This window comes from Corallococcus sp. Z5C101001, from assembly GCF_007352635.1.
Taxonomy (GTDB): domain Bacteria; phylum Myxococcota; class Myxococcia; order Myxococcales; family Myxococcaceae; genus Corallococcus; species Corallococcus silvisoli.
Map to the genome: position 1 here is coordinate 853,694 of NZ_VKLU01000005.1, position 22,338 is coordinate 876,031.

Annotated in this window: 9 protein-coding genes; all 9 read left to right on the forward strand. The window is 69.3% G+C overall.

All coding sequences use genetic code 11. From position 1 onward, the window contains the following. Positions 1-445: 445 nt before the first annotated feature. Entirely contained in the window at positions 446-859 is a 414-nt protein-coding gene (locus FOF48_RS13905) for a PaaI family thioesterase (protein ID WP_143901691.1), read from the forward strand. Positions 860-961: 102 nt separating this feature from the next. Further along, positions 962-4,762, forward strand: coding sequence for an AMP-binding protein (locus tag FOF48_RS13910; protein ID WP_143901693.1), 3,801 nt, complete (start codon positions 962-964; stop codon positions 4,760-4,762). Positions 4,763-4,823: 61 nt separating this feature from the next. Beyond that, positions 4,824-5,654, forward strand: a complete 831-nt coding sequence (locus FOF48_RS13915) for a fatty acid desaturase (protein WP_143901695.1) — start codon at positions 4,824-4,826, stop codon at positions 5,652-5,654. A 61-nt stretch (positions 5,655-5,715) separates the two neighbouring features. Next, the gene (locus tag FOF48_RS13920) at positions 5,716-6,558 is read left to right on the forward strand and encodes a hypothetical protein (RefSeq protein ID WP_143901697.1); all 843 of its coding nucleotides are present in this window, start codon (positions 5,716-5,718) and stop codon (positions 6,556-6,558) included. 74 nt (positions 6,559-6,632) lie between these two features. Continuing rightward, positions 6,633-9,473, forward strand: coding sequence for a type I polyketide synthase (locus FOF48_RS13925; RefSeq protein ID WP_186001894.1), 2,841 nt, complete (start codon positions 6,633-6,635; stop codon positions 9,471-9,473). 33 nt (positions 9,474-9,506) lie between these two features. Beyond that, the gene (locus FOF48_RS13930) at positions 9,507-12,791 is read left to right on the forward strand and encodes an aminotransferase class III-fold pyridoxal phosphate-dependent enzyme (protein ID WP_143901701.1); all 3,285 of its coding nucleotides are present in this window, start codon (positions 9,507-9,509) and stop codon (positions 12,789-12,791) included. Further along, the gene (locus tag FOF48_RS13935) at positions 12,788-13,204 is read left to right on the forward strand and encodes an acyl carrier protein (RefSeq protein WP_143901702.1); all 417 of its coding nucleotides are present in this window, start codon (positions 12,788-12,790) and stop codon (positions 13,202-13,204) included. The genes FOF48_RS13930 and FOF48_RS13935 overlap by 4 nt, the downstream gene beginning before the upstream one ends. A 96-nt stretch (positions 13,205-13,300) precedes the next feature. Then, positions 13,301-14,881: a long-chain-fatty-acid--CoA ligase gene (locus FOF48_RS13940; RefSeq protein WP_143901704.1), complete on the forward strand. Its 1,581-nt coding sequence runs from the start codon at positions 13,301-13,303 to the stop codon at positions 14,879-14,881. A 35-nt stretch (positions 14,882-14,916) separates the two neighbouring features. Beyond that, entirely contained in the window at positions 14,917-22,326 is a 7,410-nt protein-coding gene (locus tag FOF48_RS13945) for a type I polyketide synthase (protein ID WP_143901706.1), read from the forward strand. Positions 22,327-22,338: the final 12 nt, after the last annotated feature.

Below are 22,338 nucleotides of genomic sequence, written 5' to 3' on the forward strand. Positions count from 1 at the left end.
CTTGATCCTGCCCCTGATGCCGCACTCTGCTCGACCCTCTCCATCCATGGGGAGCGCTGCATTCATCAACGTGCAGTGGCGGATGAAGAACGGCCATCCGGGGGACTCGGGAGGTGGTCATTGCTGACGTCTGGGACATCACGTGCCGGGCCCTGGTACGGCGCCGACCGCGGCGGTACCACTACGCCCCTCGAAAGGCAGCATCTGGGGGCTGATCCATTGTGGGTGTGATTTTTTGGTAATGCCTATCACCCTGCATCATTTCCCAGGATGGGCTCCCAGGTCCGCGGAACATGTCAGACCCCGCAGATAGAACGATGACTTCCTGATGCACCGCCACCCTCGCCATGCGGGACAGGGTGTCCGGACTCCTCATGCTTTCCAGGGACGCGACTGGCCGAGCCTGTGGTAGGGGGATCCGGTCTCACCTCATAGGAGCTCACGCATGTCGAACCCGCTTCACGCATTCTTGATTGAACAGTTCAATGAAGCCCCCCTCAACAAGACGTTGGGTGTCACGCTCGAATACAACGCCCAGGGCGAGGCGGTCTGCCGCTGGAAGCGCAAGGCGGAGTTCGACCACGGCGGCCAGGACACGCACGGCGGGATCCTCATGACCCTGCTGGACATGGCGGGGTGGTTCACGGCGGCGGCGCAGAGCGGCGCCATCGTCGTCACGTCGGACCTCAACGTGCGCCTCCTGTCTCCCGCGAAGCAGCAGGACCTGGTGGCGACCGCCCGGGTGATCCGCGATGGCTCGAAGGCCGTCATCGCGGAGATGACGGTCTCCTCCCCGAAGGGGCTGGTCGCCACGGCCAATGCCTCCTTCGCGAAGATCGGCGAGTTCCCCAAGGGCTGATCCCCGGACGGGGCCCGGCCCCTTGAAACCCTTTCACCCACACCGCGGCCCCGCCGCCGCGCCCTCTTGGGGTGCGGCGGCAACACCGCCCCACATGGAGTCATGACGCACGTGCAGCCAGAACAGCGGGTCATCGAGAATCCAACCGGGGCAGGCCGCGAGCTGGTCATGACCGACCGCGCCGACGCGCTCCACCTCTCCCCCACCCTCGTCCATACACTGCGGCACTGGGCGCGGGTGCAACCGGGGAAGAACGCATACACGTTCCTGAGCGGTCGCGAGTCGCCCGAGCAGCTCATCTCCTATCATGAGCTGGCGCGGACCGTGTTCGGCCTCGCGGCGCACTTCCGCCGCGAGGGGCTCCGCGGTGAGCGGGTCCTCCTGGTGATGAGGTCGGGGCTCGAATACATCGTGGGCTTCCTGGCGTGCACCGCCGCCGGGGCCATCGCCGTGCCGCTCTATCCCCCGGCGAGCGACAAGGACGGCGTGAAGCTCCGCGCCGTGGTCCGAGACTGCCAGCCCAAGGCGATGCTCGTGCAGCGCGCCATTGAAGCCAGCCATGGCGCGCAGCTCGCCGGGTTCCCAGGCTGCCGCTCGCTGGTGATGGAGGAGCTGATCGCCGCGCACGGCGACGCGGACCCCATGCCCCTTGAGCTCACCCCGCCCCTCCCTGACGACCTGGCGTTCCTCCAGTACACGTCGGGGTCCACGGGCGATCCCAAGGGAGTGATGGTCACCCACCGGAGCATCGTCCACAACAACCGCATGGTCGCCGCGGCGATGGGGAACACCCGCGACAGCGTCATCGTCACGTGGCTGCCGCTGTTCCACGACATGGGGTTGATCGGGATGATCCTCCAGTCGCTCTCGCTGGGGGCGCGCGCGGTGCTGATGGCGCCGAAGTCGTTCGTGCGCGACCCGGCCCTGTGGCTGCAGGCCGTGTCCAAGTACCGGGGCACCTGCGCCGGGGGCCCGAACTTCGCGTACGACCTCTGCATCGAGAAGGTGGACGACGCGGTCATCGACACGCTGGACCTGTCGTCGTGGCGGTCCGCGTTCAACGGCGCGGAGCCCATCAAGGCGAACACGCTGGAGCGCTTCCACCGCCGGTTCGAGCGCGCCGGCTTCCGCCGCGAGATGTTCTTCCCATGCTACGGCCTCGCGGAGGCCACGCTGTTCGTCGCGGGCGGTCCCCGCGGCGAGCCGCCGACGACGTTCGACGTCCAGCGCGACGCGGTCCACCGGGGCACCGTGGTGCCAGCCGGCGAGGACGCCGGGGATGCGGCGCGCATCCACACGCTCGTCGGCATGGCCATCGACGGGCGCGAGCAGGTGGTGAAGATCGTCGACCCGGGCAGCTGGACGGTACAGCCCGACCTGCGCGTGGGCGAGGTCTGGCTCCAGAGCGACAGCGTGACGCGCGGCTACTGGAACCGGGCCAAGGCGACCGCGGACGCCTTCCACGCCTACACCACCGACACGGGCGAGGGGCCGTTCCTGCGGACCGGCGACCTGGGCTTCGTCCGCGACGGCCGCCTGTTCATCACCGGCCGCATCAAGGAGCTCATCATCGTCAACGGCTTCAACCACTATCCCCAGGACATCGAGGAGACGGTGCAGGCGCTGTCGGACGACTTCCGGGTCCACTGCGGCGCCGCGTTCAGCTTCGACGACGAGCGGCTCGGCATCGTCCAGGGCGTGGCCCGCGGCAAGGACGTGACGGCGCGCTTCGACGAGCTCATCGCGAGGATCCGCCGTGAGGTCCTGAAGGTGCATGGCGTGGCGCCGGCGTACATCGCGCTGGTCAACCCGGGCAATGTCCCCAAGACGAGCAGCGGGAAGATCCAGCGTGGCGAGGTGCGGCGGTCGTTCCTCGACAAGCAGTTGGAGGTCCTTCACGCCTGGGAGGCCGAGCACCCTCGCGAGACACCGGCACCGGCCCCCGTCCGCCCGGTCCCCACCCCCACGAGCGCCCCCCGGGCGGTCTTCGAGCAGAAGCTCGCGTGGATCCGCGAGTACTGCGCGACGCGGCTCAACTCGTACCTCATCGACGAGCGGCGCACGCTGCCGCCGTACGTCATCCTCGACTTCGGCAACCAGGGGCTCTTCGGGATGCTGGTGCCCGAGTCCTACGGGGGCCTCGGGTTCTCCACCCGCGAGTTCCTGAAGGTCATGGAGCTGCTTGGCAGCAAGGACATGACCCTGGCGCTGTTCGTGGGCCTCAACAACGTGCTGGGTGTCCGGCCGGTCCTGCGCTTTGGCAGCGAACGGCTCAAGGAGCAGTTCCTGCCGTCGCTGGCGCGTGGCCGGGAGCTGGCAGCGTTCGCCCTGACGGAGCTGGGCGCCGGTTCGAATCCCCAGGCCATCGAAGCGACCGCGCACGCGACGGGTGCCGGGTACCGGGTGAGCGGCACGAAGATCTGGAGCGGCTCCGCGGCGTGGTCCGGGCTGATGAACGTGTTCGCGAAGAACGTCGACGCGAACGGACACCCGGCGGGCATCACCGCGTTCGCGATCCCCCAGACGAGCCCTGGCGTGCGACAGGGCCCCGAGGCGCTCACCATGGGCCTGCGGGGGATGATCCAGAACACGGTCTTCTTCGAGGACGTCGCGGTCGAACCCTGGCAGGTCCTGGGAGAGCTGGGACAAGGCATGAGCGTGGCGCAGGACACCCTGTGCTACGGGCGGCTGGCGATCGCGTCCCTGTGTCTGGGCGCCACCCGGCTCTGTGTCCAGCTGATGCTCCAGTACGCCGGCGGCCGGCGCGTCTCGACCGGCAACCTCCTGCACAACCCCTACACCCGGTCGGTGCTGAGCGAGGCGATGCATCAGATCGCCGGCATCGAGGCGTTGATCGACGGGGCCGCGGCGCGCATCGACGCCGGACAGGCGGTGGCTCCGGAAGTCCTCGCGGTGTGCAAGTCGGTGTCCACCGAGATGCTGTGGACCACCGTCGACCGCACGATGCAGCTCGCGGGGGGACGGGGCTACATCGAGTCCAACTTCATCCCGCAGCTGTTCCGGGACGCGCGCATCTTCCGCATCTTCGAGGGCCCGACGGAGACGCTCAACCACTTCGTCGGCACGTCGGTGCTGCGAGGCCGGCCGGTCCTGCGCGCCTACCTGCGCGAGTGGCTGGACGAGGACACGGTCAGGACCCACTACGACGCGGTCCTCCACCCGCTCCTGGCGGCGCTGCCAGGCGAGCGCGACGCGTCCCAGGAGGACTGGCTGGGGCAGCTCATGGGTGAATACGTCAATCACCTGGTGCTGTACGCCGCGGCGGCCGGACGGGGCACTGACGCGGCGACGCAGCGCTGGCTGCTCGAACGGCTCCAGGCGGCCCGTGTCCGGCTCGACAGCGCGGCGCGCGCCTTCCCCGCGCTCGCCAGCGTCGACGCGCTCCGGGCCCTCGGGGACGCGGTGGACCGTGAGTTCGGACGCCGCGAGAACCTCACGGCGATGCCAAACACGTCGCTCGATGCGCTCTTCACGGCGCTCCCGGGTGACACGCGGAAGCCGGCTCCCGCGGAACCCGCGCGGCGCGCCTTCACGCCGCCGCCGGATGCCCCAGCGACGCCGCTCATCGAGACTCCGCGCCCGCCCACGATGGACGTGGTGGCCCGGCCGGGCCCGGTGAGCCGGCCCGAGGTCGAAGCGTTCATCCGCCAGTGGATCTCCGGCCGGTGCTCCCAGCCGGTCGCGTCCCTCGGCGCCGACGTCGAGTTCGCCATGCTCGGCTTGGGCTCGGTGGACTCCATCGACCTGGGCGCCGCGTTGTCCGAGGAATACGCGCTGACGGTCGATCCTTCCGTGCTCTTCAGTTACCCGAACATCCGGGAGCTCGCCGGCTTCCTCCTGGGCAAGCTGAACAAGAGAACCGGCTCGCCGGTGGCCGAGTAGTCCAGCCGCAACTCCACGCGGCGGGGCTCCGCCGTCTGTGATTCATCTCACGAGGCATGCCATGCGGAAGAAGCTGATCCCCTACCCGGCCGACGCCTGGGCGGTCCTCCTCATCGTCGCGACCTTCGCCGGCCAGCTGGCCCTGTATCTTTTTGTCAATGATATCAGGTGGTTGGCGACTGGCGCGTTCGCGTTGGTGCCGTTCTGCCTTTCGGTCGTCGCCTACAATCACAATCACATGCATGTGCGGACGTTCGCGAACCAACCGCTCAACCGGCTCCTCGAACTGCTCATCTTCCTGGAGACCGGGTCGTCACCCTTCAGCGGGACGCTCAACCACATCGTGGGCCACCATGCCAGCTACGACCAGCCGGAGCTGGACACGCTCAACTGGCGGCGGCGAGACGGGTCGACGATGGGGCGCCACGAGTTCGCGATCCGGTGTCTGCTCTGGCATTACCCCTCGTGCTTCGTGCTGGGCCGGAAGAACCCCCGCCTCATGACGGAGTTCCTGGTCTACCTGGCGCTCGGAGGGGCCTGCCTCGCCGCGCTGCTGGTCTACCGCCCTGTTCCGGCGCTCATCGTGTTCGTGGCCCCCATGGTGTTGATGCTCTACGCGCTGAAGTGGTCCGCGTATGCCCATCACAGCGACCTGCCGTATGGCGATGACTACACGGCGTCACGGACGCACACCGGCCAGTTCTACAACTGGTTCACCTGGAACGCGGGCTACCACGCCGCGCACCACTTCAAGCAGGCGCTGCACTGGACGCTGCTGCCCGAGTACCACCAGGGGACCCTGGCCTCGAAGATCCCCGCCGAGTTGCAAGGGCCGGGCTGGGGCGAAGACCTGAAGCGGCGAAAGCTGGCACCCGCGGCCCAGCGTGGCTGACGCGGCGTCCGGCGCTCGAAACCCGAAACGAAGACAGACCTTCCAGTACCCGGAGACCGACATGAGCTTTCCCATCGAGAACCCCAGGGATGTTTCCCGTCGCATCGTGCGTGAGTCCGTCGACGCGGAGCTCTGGAGCAAGAACGAAGCCTTCACGCAGCAGCTCGACCGCACCATCAAGGCGTCGCGCCTGTTCAACCATCCGGTCATCGCATCGTTCGCCCAGAAGGAGTTCACGCTCAAGTCGATGGGCATCGTGCACTCGGAGGTGCGGTACGCCTTCGCGGAGCACTTTGGTGACGCGCTCATCCGCCTGATGGAGACCACCAGCTCGCTCGAGCGCAGGCTCGGGGCCAAGCCCAAGATGGCGGCGCGCTTCCTCATCATGCTCAACGTCCTGGAGGAGGTCGGTTACAAGCCGACGCCGCGTGGCAAGAGCGGCTTCTGCGGGCACCCGGGCTTCTCTCACTACTGGCAGCTCGTCGACACCCTGACGGCGGTGGGGCATCCGGAGGAGACCTGGGCCGCGTACACGCCGTCACCCGAAGCGGTGGCGGTGCGCAAGTCGCTCCTGGACAGCTTCGGCGATCATCTCCGCCTCGCGGTGGTGCTCGCCGGCATCGAGACCGCGTTCATCCCCTATTACGGCCCGTGGGCGGACAACACCCTCGCCGTCTGCCCGACGGACATCTCGGATGGCTACCACAGCATCCACGTCGAGGCGGATGACGGGACCGTCGTCGACCACGACCACTCCGAGGACAGCTGGTTCATCGTCCGCCAGGCCCTGACCCCGGACCGCTACGCGGAGATCGAGGCCTTCCTCAACGACGTGGTGGAGGAGTGGGCGCGCTTCGTCGACATGCTGGCGGCGAAGGACCGCGACGTGAAGCGCGCGGCCTGACGCGCGGGTGGGCCCACGCCGGACTCCGGCGAGGGCCCGCACCTGGGACCTGGGGGCGGCACATGGGGCAGCGCATGGAATCAGCCGAACAGAGCAAGGTCGCCGTCGTCGGGGCCGCGGGGCGGTTCCCTGGCGCCGCGAGCCTGGAGGACTACTGGCGGCTCCTCGTGGACGGGCGCGTGGCCGCGGCGGAGCCGGACGCCTCGCGAGGCGACCTGTGGAAGGCGGCGCATGACCCGGTCCTGGGCCGGAAGATCACGACCCTCCGCGCGGGCTATCTCGCGGACGTCGCGGGCTTCGACGCCGAGTACTTCAGCGTGTCGCCCCGCGAGGCCAGCAAGCTCGACCCCCAGCAGCGCCTGCTGCTGGAGGTGACGCACGACGCGCTGGAGGACGGAGGCATCACCCGCGCGGAGCTGCGGCGCTCGAACGTCGGCGTGTTCATCGGGGTGGGCAGCTCCGACTACATGAGCCTCGACTCCGGCCAGAAGCAGCACGTGGACGGGTACTTCGGCATCGGCAACTCGCACAACCTCCTGGCCGGGCGCATCTCCTACTTCCTCAACCTCAAGGGCCCCAGCCTGGCCATCGACACGGCGTGCTCATCGTCGCTCACCGCGCTTCACTTCGCGATGCAGTCGCTGCGCGGAGGGGAGATCGACATGGCGATCGTCGGCGGGGTCAACGTCATCCTCTCGCCCGACCTGCCGCTGGCGTTCTCGCAGGCGAAGATGCTCTCCCCCAGCGGGCGCTGCAAGACGTTCAGCGCCGATGCCGACGGCTACGGGCGCGCCGAAGGCGTCGCGGTCGTCATCCTGCGCCGGGTGGACGGCGATGCGCCGGCGCGGCCCCCCGTGCGGTGCTTCATCGCATCGACGGCGATCAACCAGGACGGCCGCAGCAACGGGATCGCCGCCCCCAACGGCGCCAGCCAGATCCGGGTGATCCGCGCCGCCCTGGAGCGCGCGCGCCTGTCGCCGGCGGACATCGCCTACGTGGAGGCCCACGGGACCGGGACGCCGCTGGGCGACGCCATCGAGCTCAACGCACTCCAGGAGGTCTTCGGCGGGACACCCGGGGCGCCGTGCTTCGTTGGCTCGGCGAAGGCGAGCATCGGCCACGCCGAGGCGGCCGCGGGCCTCTGTGGGCTGTTGAAGGGGATGCTGATCTTGGAGCACGGGGTGATTCCGCCGCACCCGGTCCAGCGCCCCCATGCGCCCTTCTTCCTGGCGGAGGACTGCGCGCTGCGGATCGCCGAACAAGCCCAGCCGCTGCCGGGACACCTGCGCCACGTCGGCATCAGCTCGTTCGGCTTCGGGGGCTCCAACGCCCACGTGGTGCTGGAGCGCCACCTGTCCCCGGAGCGCGTGGCCGGGGAGACCGGGCGCCCGGTGTTGTTCCCGCTGTCGAGTCACTTCGCCGCCGGTCTGGCTGAGGACGCGGACGCGCTCGCGGCCCACCTGGGCACGTCGGAGGGCGCGCTGGAGCCCCTCGCGGACACACTGATGTTCGCGCGAGAGCATCTGACGCATCGCCGGGTCTGCGTCGCGCGGACGCGCGCCGAGGCGATCAAGGCCCTTCGCGAGGAGCGCGCCAGCACCACGCCGCTCCTGGTCGCCCCGGGTGAAAAGCCCAAGGTGGCCTTCATGTTCACCGGCCAGGGCTCTCAGTTCGTCGGCATGGGCCGTGAGCTCTATGAAGCCTCTGGGCCGTTCCGGGCCGCGTTCGACCGCTGCGACGCGCTGATCCTCCAGCACGCGGGGCTATCGGTGGCGCGGCTCGTGTACGGGCCTGCCGAAGGCGGTGACGAGCGTCTGACCGGCGATACGCACGCCGCGCAGCTGTCGCTCTTCGCCTTCGAGTACGCACTCGCGAGCCTGTGGACCGCGCTGGGAGTCACCCCGGCGTTCGCCATCGGGCACAGCGTCGGCGAGCTCGTGGCGCACACCGTCTCAGGGTCCTTGACCCTCGGCGATGGCGTGGCGCTGGTCCACGAACGCGGGCGACTGATGCAGTCGGTTTCACACGACGGAGCGATGGTCGCGGTGTCCATGGACCTGGCGGCGCTGACAGCGCTTCTCCACGAACAGGGGGATCCGCTCCACGTGGCCGCCGTCAACGGCAGGCAGCGCGTCGTTCTCAGCGGTGAGCGCCGGGCGGTCGAACGCCTCTGCCAGCGACTGGAACGGGAGCAGGTTCGCTACCGCATGCTGAGGACGCGGCACGCCTTCCATTCCCCCACCTTCGACGACGCCGCGGCCCGGCTCACGGAACACTCCCGGAGCTTCGCCATCAGCGCCGGAGCATTCCCGGTGGTCGGCAACGTCGACGGTGCGGTGGTGCCATCGAGCGCACTCGGCGGGGAGTACTGGGGACGGCACATCGCCCTGCCCGTGCAGTTCTCCAAGGGCATCGAGACGCTGACCGGGCTGGGCGCGCAGGTGTTCCTCGAGCTCGGTCCCGACCGGGTGCTGTCGCAGCTCGTCGCCGCGGACCACGGTGCGCGAGTGCGCGCAATGAGCAGCGCCGTGCGTGACCGGGATGGCCAGGAGTCACTGCTCCGCGCGGTCGGGGCGATGTATGAGCTGGGGTTCGACCTGGACTTCGCGCCCTTGGGCCACGCCGCGCCTCCCGGCAGGGTTTCGCTCCCAGCTCGCCGCCTCGCGCGCAAGCGGTACTGGACCGCGAGCAGCACCGAGGCCGACGCGCCGGTGCCGGGCACGGAAGGCACGCCGGAGATACGTGTCCCGCGTGGCCCCCCCACGAGCGTGGCCCTCGCCGAGCGCCCTCCGCGCGAGCGGACCGTGATTCCCGACGCGGTGGAGCACGAGGAGCCCGGTGCCGCCGTGCACGCCCTCATCGAACGACAGATCCACGTCATGCGTCAGCAGCTCGCGCTGCTGGACGACCAATAGCCCTCCCTTCGTGGAGCCCAGGTGGGAACTGACATGAGCATCGAGACGTCAAGCAACGACGCGGTGTCCCGGATCACGGATTCGGTCCTCCGTGAGGTCGCGTACTGCCTCAAGCAGGCGCCAGAGAACATCGACCCCCATCTGCCATTCGCCGACATGGGGGCCGACTCGCTGATCCTCCTGGAGGTACTCCAGGAGATCAACGCGCGCTTCCACGTGTCTCTCACCGTCCTGGAGATCTACGAACGGGTCAACACGATCGCCAAGGTCGCGCGCCACATCCACGAGCAAGGCGCATCCGTGGAGCCCCAGGCCGCCACGGAGCCAGAGGTGGCGGCCCTCCCCGAGCTCAGCGTGGCGAACCTGACGCCGCGAGGTGACGGCGGCCGCCAGGGCCTCGAGGACATCGTCAGGCAGCAGCTGGACCTGATGGCGCGGCAGCTGAGCCTGTTCGGCAAGCGTCCGGCAGGCACGGCGGCGAACGAGCGCACGCCGGAGCGGAGCGCGCCCGCGACGCTCCAGCGCGCGAACCCGGCGGAGTCCGCCGCGCCAGCCCCTGTGCGCGCCGCGCCCGCGGCCAGCCCGGGCAAGCCCGAAGCGGATCGCTTCAGCGCGTTCTCGGTGAAGTTGGGCAAGGACGAGCGTGAGGACGACGCGGAGAAGGTCGCGCACATCCAGCAGCTGACGGCGAGCGTGACGACCAAGGCACCGGAGTCGAAGCGGCTCGCCCAGCGCTACCGCCAGGTCCTCGCCGACAACCGCGTCTCCGCTGGCTTTCGTCCCCTCCTGAAGGAGATGGTCTTTCCGATCTCCGCGGAGAAGGCGCAGGGCGCGCACGTCACCGACGTGGACGGCAATTCGTACCTCGACTTCACGATGGGCTTCGGAGCGCACTTCTTCGGCCACTCGCCCGACTTCGTGACGAACGCGGTCAAGGCGCAGCTCGAACGCGGCATGCCCATCGGGCCGCAGTCGCCGCTGGCCGGCCGGGTCGCCGAGCTGATCTGCGAGCTGACCGGCCACGCCCGCGTGACGTTCTGCAACACCGGCACGGAAGCGACGATGACCGCGGTCCGGCTCGCCCGGGCGAAGACCGGACGGGACAAGGTGGTCATCTTCCGGAACTCCTACCACGGCACCTTCGACGCGTTCCTCGCGCGAGGCAGCGCGTCCAGCGACGAGAGCCGGCCGGCCAGCCTGGGGACGCCGGGCTCGCTGGTCAAGGACACCGTGGTGCTCGACTACTGCGAGCAGAGCGCGCTCGACTACATCGAACGCCACGCGAAGGAGATCGCCGCGGTGCTGGCGGAGCCGGTGCAGAGCCGCGCGCCCAGCATGCAGCCCGCGGCGTTCCTGCGGCAGCTGCGGCGGCTGACCCAGGAGCGCGACATCGCGCTCATCTTCGACGAGGTGATCGCCGGCTTCCGCTGTGCCCGGGGCGGCGCGCAGCAGCTGTTCGGCGTCCGCGCGGACATGTGCACCTACGGCAAGGTCCTGGGTGGAGGGATGCCCATTGGAGTCGTCGCGGGCAGCGCCGCGTACATGGACGTGCTGGACGGCGGATTCTGGCGGTACGGCGACGCGAGCTTCCCCGGCACGCCCACCATCTTCTTCGCCGGGACGTTCACCAAGCACCCGCTGGCCATGGCGGCCTCGCTCGCGGTGCTCGAACACATCCAGGGACTGGACGACCAGCTCTACCGTTCGATGAACGAGCGAACGGAGCGGCTCAGTGCCCAGCTCAACGCCGCGTTCGAGGAGGAGGGAGCGGACGTCACGGTCGAGCACTTCTCGTCGCTCTTCCGCTTCTCCACCAAGGGGAACCTCGACGTCTTCTATTACCGCCTCCTGGAAGCGGGCTATTTCATCTGGGAAGGCCGCAACTGCTTCCTGTCGACCGCGCACACCGACGCGGAGCTGAGCCGCTTCGTCCAGTCCGTGCGGAAGATCGCCCGCGAGCTCGTCGCGCACCGCCTCCTCCCGCTGCGTGACGCGAGCAAGGCCGAGCGGCCCCTCGCCGACGCACAACGGCGCTTCCATGAGCTTGTGCGAAGCGGGCCCGACGGGTCGGTGGCCTGCAACCTCTGCTACGGCCTGCGCTTCGACGAGGCGGTGGACATCGACCGGCTGTCGGCGGCGATTGTCTCGGTCCTGAGCGGGCAAGAGGCGCTGTGGTCCCGCTTCGACCTCGAACGGAAGACGCAGAAGCTGCTCCCCACTTCGGAGCGGCGGGTCCACATCGAGCGCGCTGAACTGGCTGAGCGCTCGAGCGACCCCGGACTCATCGATCGTCTGATGGCGGACCAGCAGAAGGCACCGCTCGCGCCCGACGCGGGGGCGAACGTTCGCGTCAACATCACCCGGTTCGCGGATGGCGCCACGCTCGTCGGACTCTGCGTGCACCACCTGGTGTGCGACGGCTGGGCGCTGGTCTCGGTGTTCGAGCGAATCGCGGCGCTCTACAGCGAGAGCCCAGGCACGAGCACGGCCCACGTGCCCTACACGCGGTGGAGCGAACACGAAGCGAACTATCGCCAGGGCGAACAGTACGCGAGCGACAAGCGCTACTGGCAGGGCGCCATCGACGCCATCGCGGGCTACCAGCGCGGCCATGCCTTTGGTGCGCTCCGGCACCGCGGCGCCGTCGGTGGCCGGCCGGGGGGGCGTGCGCGCTTGAGCATCGGGGAGGAGGTCACCGCCCTGTTCAAGGAGCAGGCCCGGGCGGACGGCGTGACGCCGTTCACCGCGCTGCTGGCGGGCTTCCAGGTGTTCCTCAACCGGGCCTACCGGACCCGCCTGCCCATCCTCGGGATTCCCTTCGCCAACCGCACGACGCGAGACCTCAAGCAGGTGGTCGGGACCTGCGTCAACCTGTTGCCGCTGCTCCCGGTCCATGGCCAGGACGCGACGTTCGACACCATCCTGGCGCGCGCACGCCACGACATGGCGGAGCTGTTCAAGCACGCGATGTTCCCCTACCAGGAGATGTGCGAGCAGTACCGCGCGGTGACCTCGGAGGCCCAAGGGGCGCCAGTCGAGGTGACGTTCAACGTGGAGCCGGTCAGCCAACTGCCACGCTTTGGCAGCCATCAACCCGCGCTGGTGGCGGCGGTGAATGACCGGATCGAGTTCGACCTCTGCTGCAACGTCTTCGTGCTGCCGACGGACATCACGATCGAGCTCGACTACGACACCGGCCTGTTCGCCGAGGATGCCGTGTACGGCCTGCTCAACCTGTACTCGAAGATCGTGGAGAACTACGCGAAGCGTGCCGACGCGGCGCGCAGGTCGAACATGCCCGCCCGGGGGGCCGCATGAACTCGCTCCTGGGACTGCGCGACCGTCTCACCGCCGCGCCCCCGTCCGCGCGAACGACCCTGCTCGTGGAGTCCATCCTGCGGACCCTCGGCGACGAACTGGGCGTCGACGAGCGTGAACTCCATCCACGGTCGCGCTTCGAGAACCTGGGCGTCGACTCGAAGCGGGCGCTGGAGTTCAAGGAACTGCTCGAAGAGGAGCTGGGCTGTGCGCTCCGCACGACGCTCCTGTTCGACTACCCCAGCCCGGAGAGCCTGGCCGCGTACGTCGTGAGCGTCGCGTTCGGGGAGGCAGCGAGGTCCCCCTCCGGCGGCGAGGAAGATTCCGGAGCGAGCCAGGACGCAGCAGCGTCCGAGCAGCAGGAGTCCATCGAGGAGCAGCTTCGAAAGAAGTTGGAGAAGTACGAGGTCTGAGTCGCCCGGCCCCCCGCGGCGCACGCTGACGTGACAGGTCCCAGTCAGGCCTGTCGCGTCAGCGGAGCGCCCACGTCCCCAAGAGAGCGAGCCATCATGCTGGAGCATTACGACGCCGTCGCGACGCTGGCCGACATCCCGGGCCTCCATGCGCGTGCGATCCCTGAACACACCGCTCTCATCGCGGAGGGGCGCCGCGTCTCCTACGCCGCCCTGGAGGAGCGCAGCAACCGCGTCGCGAACGCGCTCATCGCGGAGGGGCTCCCGCGTCAGGCGCGCGTCGCGGTGCTGGGGACGGACAGCGAGAGCGCATACGAACTGCTCTTCGGCTGCGCGAAGGCTGGGATGGTGATGCTCAGCATCAACTGGCGGCTGGAGGCGAGCGAGCTCGCCTACATCGTCCAGGACTCCGAGTCGGAGCTGTTGTTCATCACGCCGGAGCTGGCAGCGATGGTCGAGGCCTTCCTGCCATCGTGCCCCCGGCTGAGGCGCGTCATCGTGCTCGATGACGCCTCCGAGCGTTACCCGGTCTACGCGGCGTGGCGCGATGCGCGGCCAGGATGGCGCGAGGCGATCCCCGTCGACAAGGACCAGGCGGTCGTGCAGGTCTACACCAGCGGCACCAGTGGAAGACCCAAGGGCGTGGTGCTGTCCCATGGCTGCTTCCTCGATGTCATCCGCGAGGTCGTGCGCTCGGGTGACGAGCTGATCCACTGGAAGGACGGCGACATCACCCTGCTCGCGCTGCCCACGTTCCATGTCGGGGGGCTGTGGTTCGGGGTCCATGGGCTGGTCAACGGCGCGACGAACGTGATCATGAAGGTGTTCACGGGCGCCTCCGCGCTCGAGCTCATCGAGAAGCACGCCATCACCAAGGTCGCCTTCGTCCCGGCGATGATCCGCTTCATGCTGTCGGAGCCCGGCAGCCGGACCGCGAACCTGTCGTCGGTCGACCAGCTCGTCTACGGCGGCTCGCCCATGCCCAGGCCGCTCCTGGAGCGAGCACAGGGGCTCTTCAAGTGCCGCTTCACGCAGAACTACGGCCTGTCCGAGACCACCAACATGGCGGTGTTCCTGCCCTCGGCGGAGCACCTGGATCCGACCAACCCGCGGCTCAAGTCGGCGGGCAGGCCGCTGCGGGGCGTGTCGGTGAAGATCCTCGGGCCGGACGGCGGCGCCCTCCCGCCCGGACAGGTCGGGGAGATCGCGTTCAAGACCGCGGGACACATGCTGGAGTACTGGAAGCTCCCCGAGGAGACCCGCAGGACGCTCGTGGACGGATGGCTTCACACCGGCGACGCCGGGTACGTGGACGAGGATGGCTTCGTCTACGTCACCGACCGGATCAAGGACCTGATCATCTCCGCGGGAGAGAACATCTATCCGGCGGAGCTCGAGCGCGTCCTCGTCCAGCACGAGGAGCTCGCGGACGTGGCGGTGATTGGAATCCCCGACGAACGCTGGGGTGAGCTGCCCATCGCGATCGTGGTGCGTCGCCCCGGATCGACGGTGAGCAAGGCCGACATCATGGCGTTCGCGCGCAAGCACCTCGCGAGCTTCAAGATGCTGCGGACGGTGGAGTTCGTCGACGCACTGCCGAGGAACCCGAGCGGCAAGGTGTTGAAGCGCGTCCTGCGCGAGCCGTACTGGGCAGGCCGAGAGAAGCGCGTCAACTGACCCACCCCTCCCAGACACGCAGGAGTCATCACGTCATGTCGCAGACCGTCCGGGATTCAGAGAAGGTCCTCCGCATCATCGAGCGGTTGGAGAACGAGGTCGCGGTCCTGCGCAAGACCCAGGACGAGCCGATCGCCATCGTGGGGATGAGCTGCCGGTTTCCAGGCGCGGAGGGCCCGGATGCCTACTGGACCCTGCTCCACCGTGGCGAGCCGAGCATCACGGAGGTGCCTCGGGAGCGTTGGAACATCGACGCGCTGTACGACCCGGACCCGGATGCGCCGGGCAAGATGTCGACGCGCTACGGCGGCTTCCTGGAGCACATCGACCGGTTCGATGCCCCGTTCTTCGGCATCTCACCGCGCGAAGCGGCGCTGATGGACCCGCAGCAGCGCCTGCTGCTGGAGCTGTCCTGGGAGGCGCTCGAGAACGCAGGGCTGTCGCCGGATGCGCTGTACGGCACGCCGGGCGGCGTGTTCGTCGGCGTGTGCACGTCGGACTACTGCCGGATGGCGCTCCAGCGCGTCGAGAACGTGACGGCCTACCTGGGGACGGGCAATGCCACGAGCGTCGCCGCAGGGAGGCTCGCGTACACCTTCGGCTTCAACGGGCCGTGCGTGTCCTTCGAAACGGCGTGCTCGTCCGCGCTGGTCGCGGTGCACTACGCGGCCGAGAGCCTGCGCAAGGGGGAGTGCCAGGTCGCGCTCGCGGCCAGCGTGAACGTCATCCTCGCGCCGGAGATCACCGCGGCCTTCTCCAAGGCGCGGATGATGGCGCCTGACGGCCGCTGCAAGACCTTCGACGAGCTGGCCAACGGCTATGTGCGCTCCGAGGGAGTCGCGGCCCTCGTGCTCAAGACGTTGTCGGCTGCCCGGGCGGATGGGGACCGCGTCCTCGCGGTGATCCGCGGCTCCGCCCTCAACCAGGATGGCGCGAGCTCTGGGCTCACGGTCCCCAACGGCCCGATGCAGGAGGCGCTTGTACGCCGAGCGCTCGCGCGGGCCGGCGTGAAGCCGGGGGACGTCGACTACGTCGAGACCCATGGGACCGGCACCGCGCTGGGAGACCCCATCGAAGTGGGCGCGCTGGCACAGGTCTTCGGTCCGGACAGGCCCCAGGACCGGCCGCTCCTCCTGGGTTCGGCGAAGACCCTCGTCGGGCACCTGGAGATCGCCGCCGGGATGGCGGGGCTCTTCAAGGTGATCCTCTCGCTCCAGCAGGAGACCCTCCCCGGCTACCCGACGTTGGGGGAGCTGAGCAGCCGCATTCCGTGGAAGGACCTCCCGCTGTCCGTCCCGCGCCAGCCGCTCCCATGGCCCCGAGGCAAGCGACCGCGCATCGCCGGGGTCAGCGCCTTCGGCTTCAGTGGCACCAACGCGCACGTCGTCCTCGAAGAACCGCCGCCCCCCGCCCCCGTCGCGGTGGAGACACCACCGGCGCACCTGCTGTGCCTGTCAGCGCGGACGCCAGACGCACTCGCCGAGATGGCCGGGCGCCATGCGCATTGGTTGGAGCAGCACCCCGAGGCATCTCTCGACGCGGTGACGTGGACGGCGAACACGGGTCGTGCACGGTTCTCGCACCGCCTCGCGGTGGTGGCGGACGCGCCGTCAGCGCTGCGCGACAAGCTCGCGGCGTTCGCGCGGACGCGGAAGGTGTCAGGGAAGGACGTGCAGCAGGGCGTGGCCACGGCGATGGAGGGACGGCTTGCGTTCCTCTTCACCGGCCAGGGCTCGCAGTTCGCGGGCATGGGCAAGGAGCTGTACGACCTGCACCCGGCCTTTCGCGAAACCCTCATGCGTTGTGAGGAAGTCCTCGCGGCGCACCTCGACCTTCCGCTCCGCGAGGTCCTGTGGGGTGAGCACACGGGGTTGCTGAACCAGACGAAGTACACGCAGCCGGCGCTGTTCGCGCTCGAAGTGGCGCTCGCGCGCCTCTGGCAGTCGTGGGGCGTGCGTCCGTCGTTCGTCATGGGCCATAGCGTGGGTGAGTTCGCCGCGGCGTGCGTGGCGGGCCTGTTCGACCTGGAGGACGGCCTGAAGCTCATCGCCGCGCGGGGCCGGCTGATGCAGGCGCTGCCCGAGGGCGGGGCGATGGCGGTCATCCTCGCCGGGCGGGACACGGTGGCGCCGGTCGTCGCGGCCCGGAGCGAACAGCTCTCCATCGCGGCCCTCAACGCGCCGGACCAGACGGTGATCTCCGGAGCGAGGGACGCGGTCCTCGCGGCATGCGAGCAACTGGGACACCAGGGCATCCGCAACCGTGGGCTGCTCGATGTCTCGCATGCCTTCCACTCGGCGCTGATGCGGCCGATGCTCGAGGAGCTGCGCGCGGTCGCGGAGACGGTGACGTTCCGTCGTCCGACGCTCGACATCATCTCGAACGTGACGGGCATGGTCGCGGGCGCGGAGCTGGGCACCCCGGGGTACTGGGTGGAGCACGTGCTCGCGCCCGTCGACTTCATGGCCGGGGTGCGGGCCCTGGAGGCGAACCGGGTGGCCGCGCTGCTCGAGGTGGGACCGAGCGCGACGCTGGTAGGACTGGCGACCGCCTGTGTCGAACCGGGCCGCTTCGTCATGGCAGCGAGCCTGAGGGCGAAGACGGCAGCGTGGCAGCAGATGCTGGAGGCCGCCGCGAAGCTGTTCTCGCACGGACTGCCCGTGGACCTCCGCAAGGCAGGGCGGTGCGCTCGAACGCCGCCCCCCAGGCTGGCACTGCCGACCTATCCGTTCCAGCGTCAGCGCTACTGGATCCACCGCGCCGACGGCACGGCGGCGGTGGCCCGGTCCGGCGAGAGTCACCCACTCTTGGGGCGGAAGCTGCGGAGCGCCGCGCTGCCTTCTGGGGATCTCCTGTTCGAGAGCGCGCTGTCCGCGAGCAGCCCCGCGTACCTCCGGCATCACCGCGTCTACGAGAAGGTCGTCGTCCCGGCCGCGGGCTACGTGGAGATGGCCCTGGCTGGCCTCTGGAAGGAGGATTCGCGGGCGGGCCTCTCCCTGCGCAACGTGGCGGTGCAGACGGCCCTGGTGCTGCCACCCGATGCCGAGACCGTGGTGCAGACGCACCTGGCTGACATGGGAGAACACCGGTATCGCTTCAAGATCCTGAGCGCCGCTTCCGAGGACGCGGCAACGTGGCGAACCCACGTGACCGGTGAAGTCGAGGTGGCACTGGCCCGCGGACCGGCACCTGCCACGGTCGATGCGGCCGGGGTGCATCAGCGGTTCGATGGCGCGGGCGAGCGGCTCGACACGGAGGCGTTCTACGCGCGCTATGCCGCGCTCGGCTTGGGCTACAGCGGTGAGTTCCGAGCGGTCGTGGACCTCCGTCGACTCGCGGGAGACGGCACGCAGCCGCCAGAAGTCCTCGCGAGGATCCAGCCTCCGGGTGTGTCCCGCGACGATGCGGCGGCCCATGCGCTCCACCCCGCGGTCCTGGACGGCTGTTTCCAGGCAGTCGGTGCGATGGTCGCGGAGCCGGCCGACGTGGTCTGCCTCCCCGTCGGTATCGACGCGCTGCACCTCTTGCGCGCGGTGCCCGAGACCGTGTGGGCCCATGCCATCCTCCGGCGCGCGCCCTCGCCGGGGGATCCACGCGTCATCGCCGACATCCACCTGCTGGATGACGCGGGGAACGCGGTGTGCGCGGTGGAAGGGTTGCAGGCGATGCGGGTCGACCGTCGCGCACTCACGTACGCGACGGCCACGTGGAAGGAAAAGCTCTATTCGCTGACGTGGGCGCATCAGGGCCTTCCGGAGTCCGAGCCCTCGGACCGTACGGCCGCGCCCCGGAGGCGCTGGCTTCTCCTCGGGGACCGAGGCGGGGCCGGAGCCCGGTTGCGGGCACGGCTCGAAGCGAGTGGCGAACCCTGCACGCTGGTGAGCGAAGGCGATATTGCTCCGCTCGACAAGGCAGCCTGGTCGCGAGTGCTGGCGGACCATGCCGCGGCGAGCCCCCTGCCCCTCGCGGGCATCGTGCATCTCTGGGCGCTGGACGACGCCCTGGAAGGCACGCCCAGCGAGGTGGCGGAGGGAAGCGGGTCCGAGCACGAACGGGCGCTCGCGCGCTCATGCGGGAGCGTGCTGGCGCTCGTCCAGGCGTTGATGGACGTTCCAGGCCAGCGCCTCCCTCGCCTGTATCTCGTCACGCGTGGCGCGCAGCCTGTCACCGAGGGCGAGCGGGTGAGCGCGACGCAAGCGGCGCTGTGGGGACTCGGGCGCACGATCTCGCTGGAGCATCCGTCGCTCGGTTGCACCTGCGTGGATGTCGACGGCGGCGATCTGGCTCCCGTGGCAGCTGAACTCCTCCAGTCGGACGCCGAACACCAGATCGCGGTCCGCGCCGGCAAGCGACATGTGGCGCGATGGACGCATGCCGCTGCGCAGGCCCGAGGGCAGCTCGCGATCCCGGGTGAGAGCTACCGGTTGCGCGCCTCTGCCTATGGCGCGCTGGACCGGTTGACGCTGGTCGCGACGGAGCGCCGAGAGCCAGCGGCCGGCGAGCTCGAACTCGAGGTGCGTGCTTCGGCGATCAATTTCAAGGACGTGCTGTACTGCCTGGGGATGCTCGAGGACTTCAGCCGCAAGGCTGGCATCCTGAGAGCCGTTGATCAGCCGCTCGGGTTCGAGTGCGCGGGCCGCGTCGTGCGCGTGGGCGCTGGCGTCACGGGGTTCTCCGTCGGAGACCGTGTCTTCACGATGGCGCCGTCGGCCCTCGCGAGCCACGTCACGATTGACCGCCGGCTCGTGCACCGGATGCCGGGAAACCTGTCGTTCGCGCAGGCAGCCTCGATTCCCGCCGCGTTCATGACCGCCATCTACAGCCTGGAGAAGCTCGCTCGGCTGCGTCCTGGCGAGAGCGTGCTGATCCACGCCTGCGCGGGGGGAGTCGGGCAGGCGGCGGTCCAGATCGCGCGGGCGCGCGGCGCGACGGTGTTCGGGACCGCGAGTCCGTCGAAGTGGGAGCACGTCAAGAAGCACGGCGTCACCCACGTGATGAACTCGCGAACCCTGGACTTCGCGGATGAGGTCCTTCGGCTCACCGGGGGACGCGGGGTGGACGTCGTCCTGAACAGCCTGACCGGTGAGTACATCTCCCGGAGCGCCGATGTGCTGGCCCAGGGTGGCCGGTTCATCGAGATCGGCAAGATTGGCATCTGGAGCGCGGCCGAGATGGCGGCGCACCGGCCCGACGTGGAGTACTTCTCCTTCGACCTGGGAGAGGTCGACGGCAACGCCGAGCTCCAGGTGGACCTGCTCGCCGACGCGGTCCGGGGACTCGAGGATGGCCGCCTCGCGCCACTCCCCGTCAAGACGTTCCCCCTCCGTCAGGCCGAAGCGGGATTCCGTCACCTCGCGCAGGCCAAGAACATCGGCAAGGTGGTGCTGACGCTGCCCGCGGGTGACCAGACGACGGGCCCGGTGCGTGCCGACAGGACCTATTGGATCACGGGAGGACTCGGGGCGCTCGGGCTGCACATCGCGCGGAGTCTGGTCGCGAGCGGCGCACGGCAGCTGGTGCTCTCGGGTCGTTCCGAGCCTGGCGACGGAGCGCGAGAGGCCGTCGAGTCGCTGCGCGCGGCGGGGGCAGAGGTCCTCATTGAGCGTGTGGACGTCGCCGACGCCGGACAGGTTGAAGCGGTCGTGCAGCGCATCGCACGGGAGCTCCGGCCGCTCGGAGGCATCGTGCACGCGGCGGGCGTGCTCGATGACGGGGTGCTCGTCAAACAGACCTGGCAGCGCTTCGCGCGAGTGCTGGCGCCCAAGGTCGACGGTGCGTGGAACCTGCACAGGGCGACCCGCTCGTTGGAGCTGGACTTCTTCGTCCTCTTCTCGTCGATCGCGGCGGTGATGGGCGCCCCGGGCCAGGGCAACTACGCCACGGCCAACGCGTTCATGGACGGGCTCGCCGCGTCGCGCAGGAGTCAGGGCCTTCCGGCGACGAGCATCCAGTGGGGGCCCTGGGCAGCGGGAGGCATGGCGGAGACGGCGCGAGCCGCCAACCGTGCGCGCTTTGAATCCCTGGGCCTGGGGCGCATGTCGGCCAGCGACAACGTGGAGGTGTTCGAGCACCTGTTGCACGGCGCACCCGCGACGGTGGCGGTGGCCGACATGGATTGGACGAAGTTCCTGAAGACGGTCTCGAGTCCAGGGCACAGCCGGCTCTACTCCGTGCTGGGTCAGGGGGCGGCGAGGTCTGAACCACCGCAGGCCGGTGCGCTGCTTGCACGGTTGACGGGGCAGCCAGAGGACCAGCGTGAGGCCACCCTCATCGAGTTCCTGCGTCGACAGGTGGCGAGCGTCGTGGGGCTCGCGGCATCGGATGCGGTCGAGGTCACACAGCCGCTGCTGGAGTTGGGCTTCGATTCGCTGATGGCGGTCGAGCTGAAGAACCGCGTTGAATCGAGTCTCGGCTGCACGCTCAGCCCGGCGCTGCTGTTCGATCACCCGACGCTGATGCAACTGGGGCACCATCTGCTGGTGGACGTCCTGAAGCTGGGGGCGGGAGCCAATCCCCCGACTGTCACGAGCGCGCCTGTCGAGGAAGAATCACAGGACGCGGCGGTCCCGCTCGCGACGCTCCGCGAGTCGTTCATCGCGTCGAGCGACCACACGAGGCTGAGTGTCTGCGAATGGGGGCCCGCGGACGCTCCGCTCGTGCTCTGCGTGCACGGCATCCTCGATCAGGCCGCGAGCTGGGATGAGCTGGCGGTCGGGTTGGCCGAGCGCGGCTACCGCGTGGTGGCGTTGGACCTCCGCGGTCACGGTCGGTCCGGGCATGCTCCCGCGAACATCGCGCTGACCGTCGTGGACTTCCTGCTGGACCTCACCCGGGTCGCGGGCCACGTGGCGGGAGCAGCGAAGCGCCCATTCAGCCTCGTCGGGCATTCGATGGGTGGGGCCGTGGCCACGCTGTTCGCGTCGGCGTATCCCGAGCAGGTGGAGCGGCTGATCCTGGTGGAGCCCGTCATCCCGCACCTGCGGGAGCAGCAAGGCGCGCTTGAGCTGCTGAAGAACGACCTGCGCTACCTGACGGAGCCCCCAGCGCATGCGCCCTACCCCGACCTGACGACCGCGGCGAGGATGCTCACCCTGAGCCACGGAGGCCTGAGCACGAACCGGTCGCTCAAGCTCGCGCAGCGGCTCACCGAGCCATGCGAGGGCGGCCTGCGCTGGTCGTGGGATGCCCGGCTGCGAAACCCACTGGGCGTCGACCTCGGCTTCTCACGCGAGCACTACCTCACGCTGCTCGGAGCCCTCTCCGTGCCGTCGACGCGGATCTACGGGACGACCAGCCAGTTCGCCGGGACACCGGTACTCATCGCCCCTGACCTCCACGTGCCACGTTCGCACAGCGTCAGCATCCCCGGAGGGCACAACCTGCACACCGACAACGCGGCAGGGTTGCTGGATGCGGTGCTGGCCCGACTCGCAGCGGAGTCCTAGAGAACCGAACAG

What these genes read in the sequence shown, in the direction of transcription:
- FOF48_RS13910 (WP_143901693.1), top strand. Translation starts at nt 962, where the DNA reads ATGACGCACGTGCAGCCAGAACAGCGGGTCATCGAGAATCCAACCGGG.
- FOF48_RS13935 (WP_143901702.1), top strand. Translation starts at nt 12,788, where the DNA reads ATGAACTCGCTCCTGGGACTGCGCGACCGTCTCACCGCCGCGCCCCCG.
- FOF48_RS13940 (WP_143901704.1), top strand. Translation starts at nt 13,301, where the DNA reads ATGCTGGAGCATTACGACGCCGTCGCGACGCTGGCCGACATCCCGGGC.
- FOF48_RS13930 (WP_143901701.1), top strand. Translation starts at nt 9,507, where the DNA reads ATGAGCATCGAGACGTCAAGCAACGACGCGGTGTCCCGGATCACGGAT.
- FOF48_RS13920 (WP_143901697.1), top strand. Translation starts at nt 5,716, where the DNA reads ATGAGCTTTCCCATCGAGAACCCCAGGGATGTTTCCCGTCGCATCGTG.
- FOF48_RS13925 (WP_186001894.1), top strand. Translation starts at nt 6,633, where the DNA reads ATGGAATCAGCCGAACAGAGCAAGGTCGCCGTCGTCGGGGCCGCGGGG.
- FOF48_RS13905 (WP_143901691.1), top strand. Translation starts at nt 446, where the DNA reads ATGTCGAACCCGCTTCACGCATTCTTGATTGAACAGTTCAATGAAGCC.
- FOF48_RS13915 (WP_143901695.1), top strand. Translation starts at nt 4,824, where the DNA reads ATGCGGAAGAAGCTGATCCCCTACCCGGCCGACGCCTGGGCGGTCCTC.
- FOF48_RS13945 (WP_143901706.1), top strand. Translation starts at nt 14,917, where the DNA reads ATGTCGCAGACCGTCCGGGATTCAGAGAAGGTCCTCCGCATCATCGAG.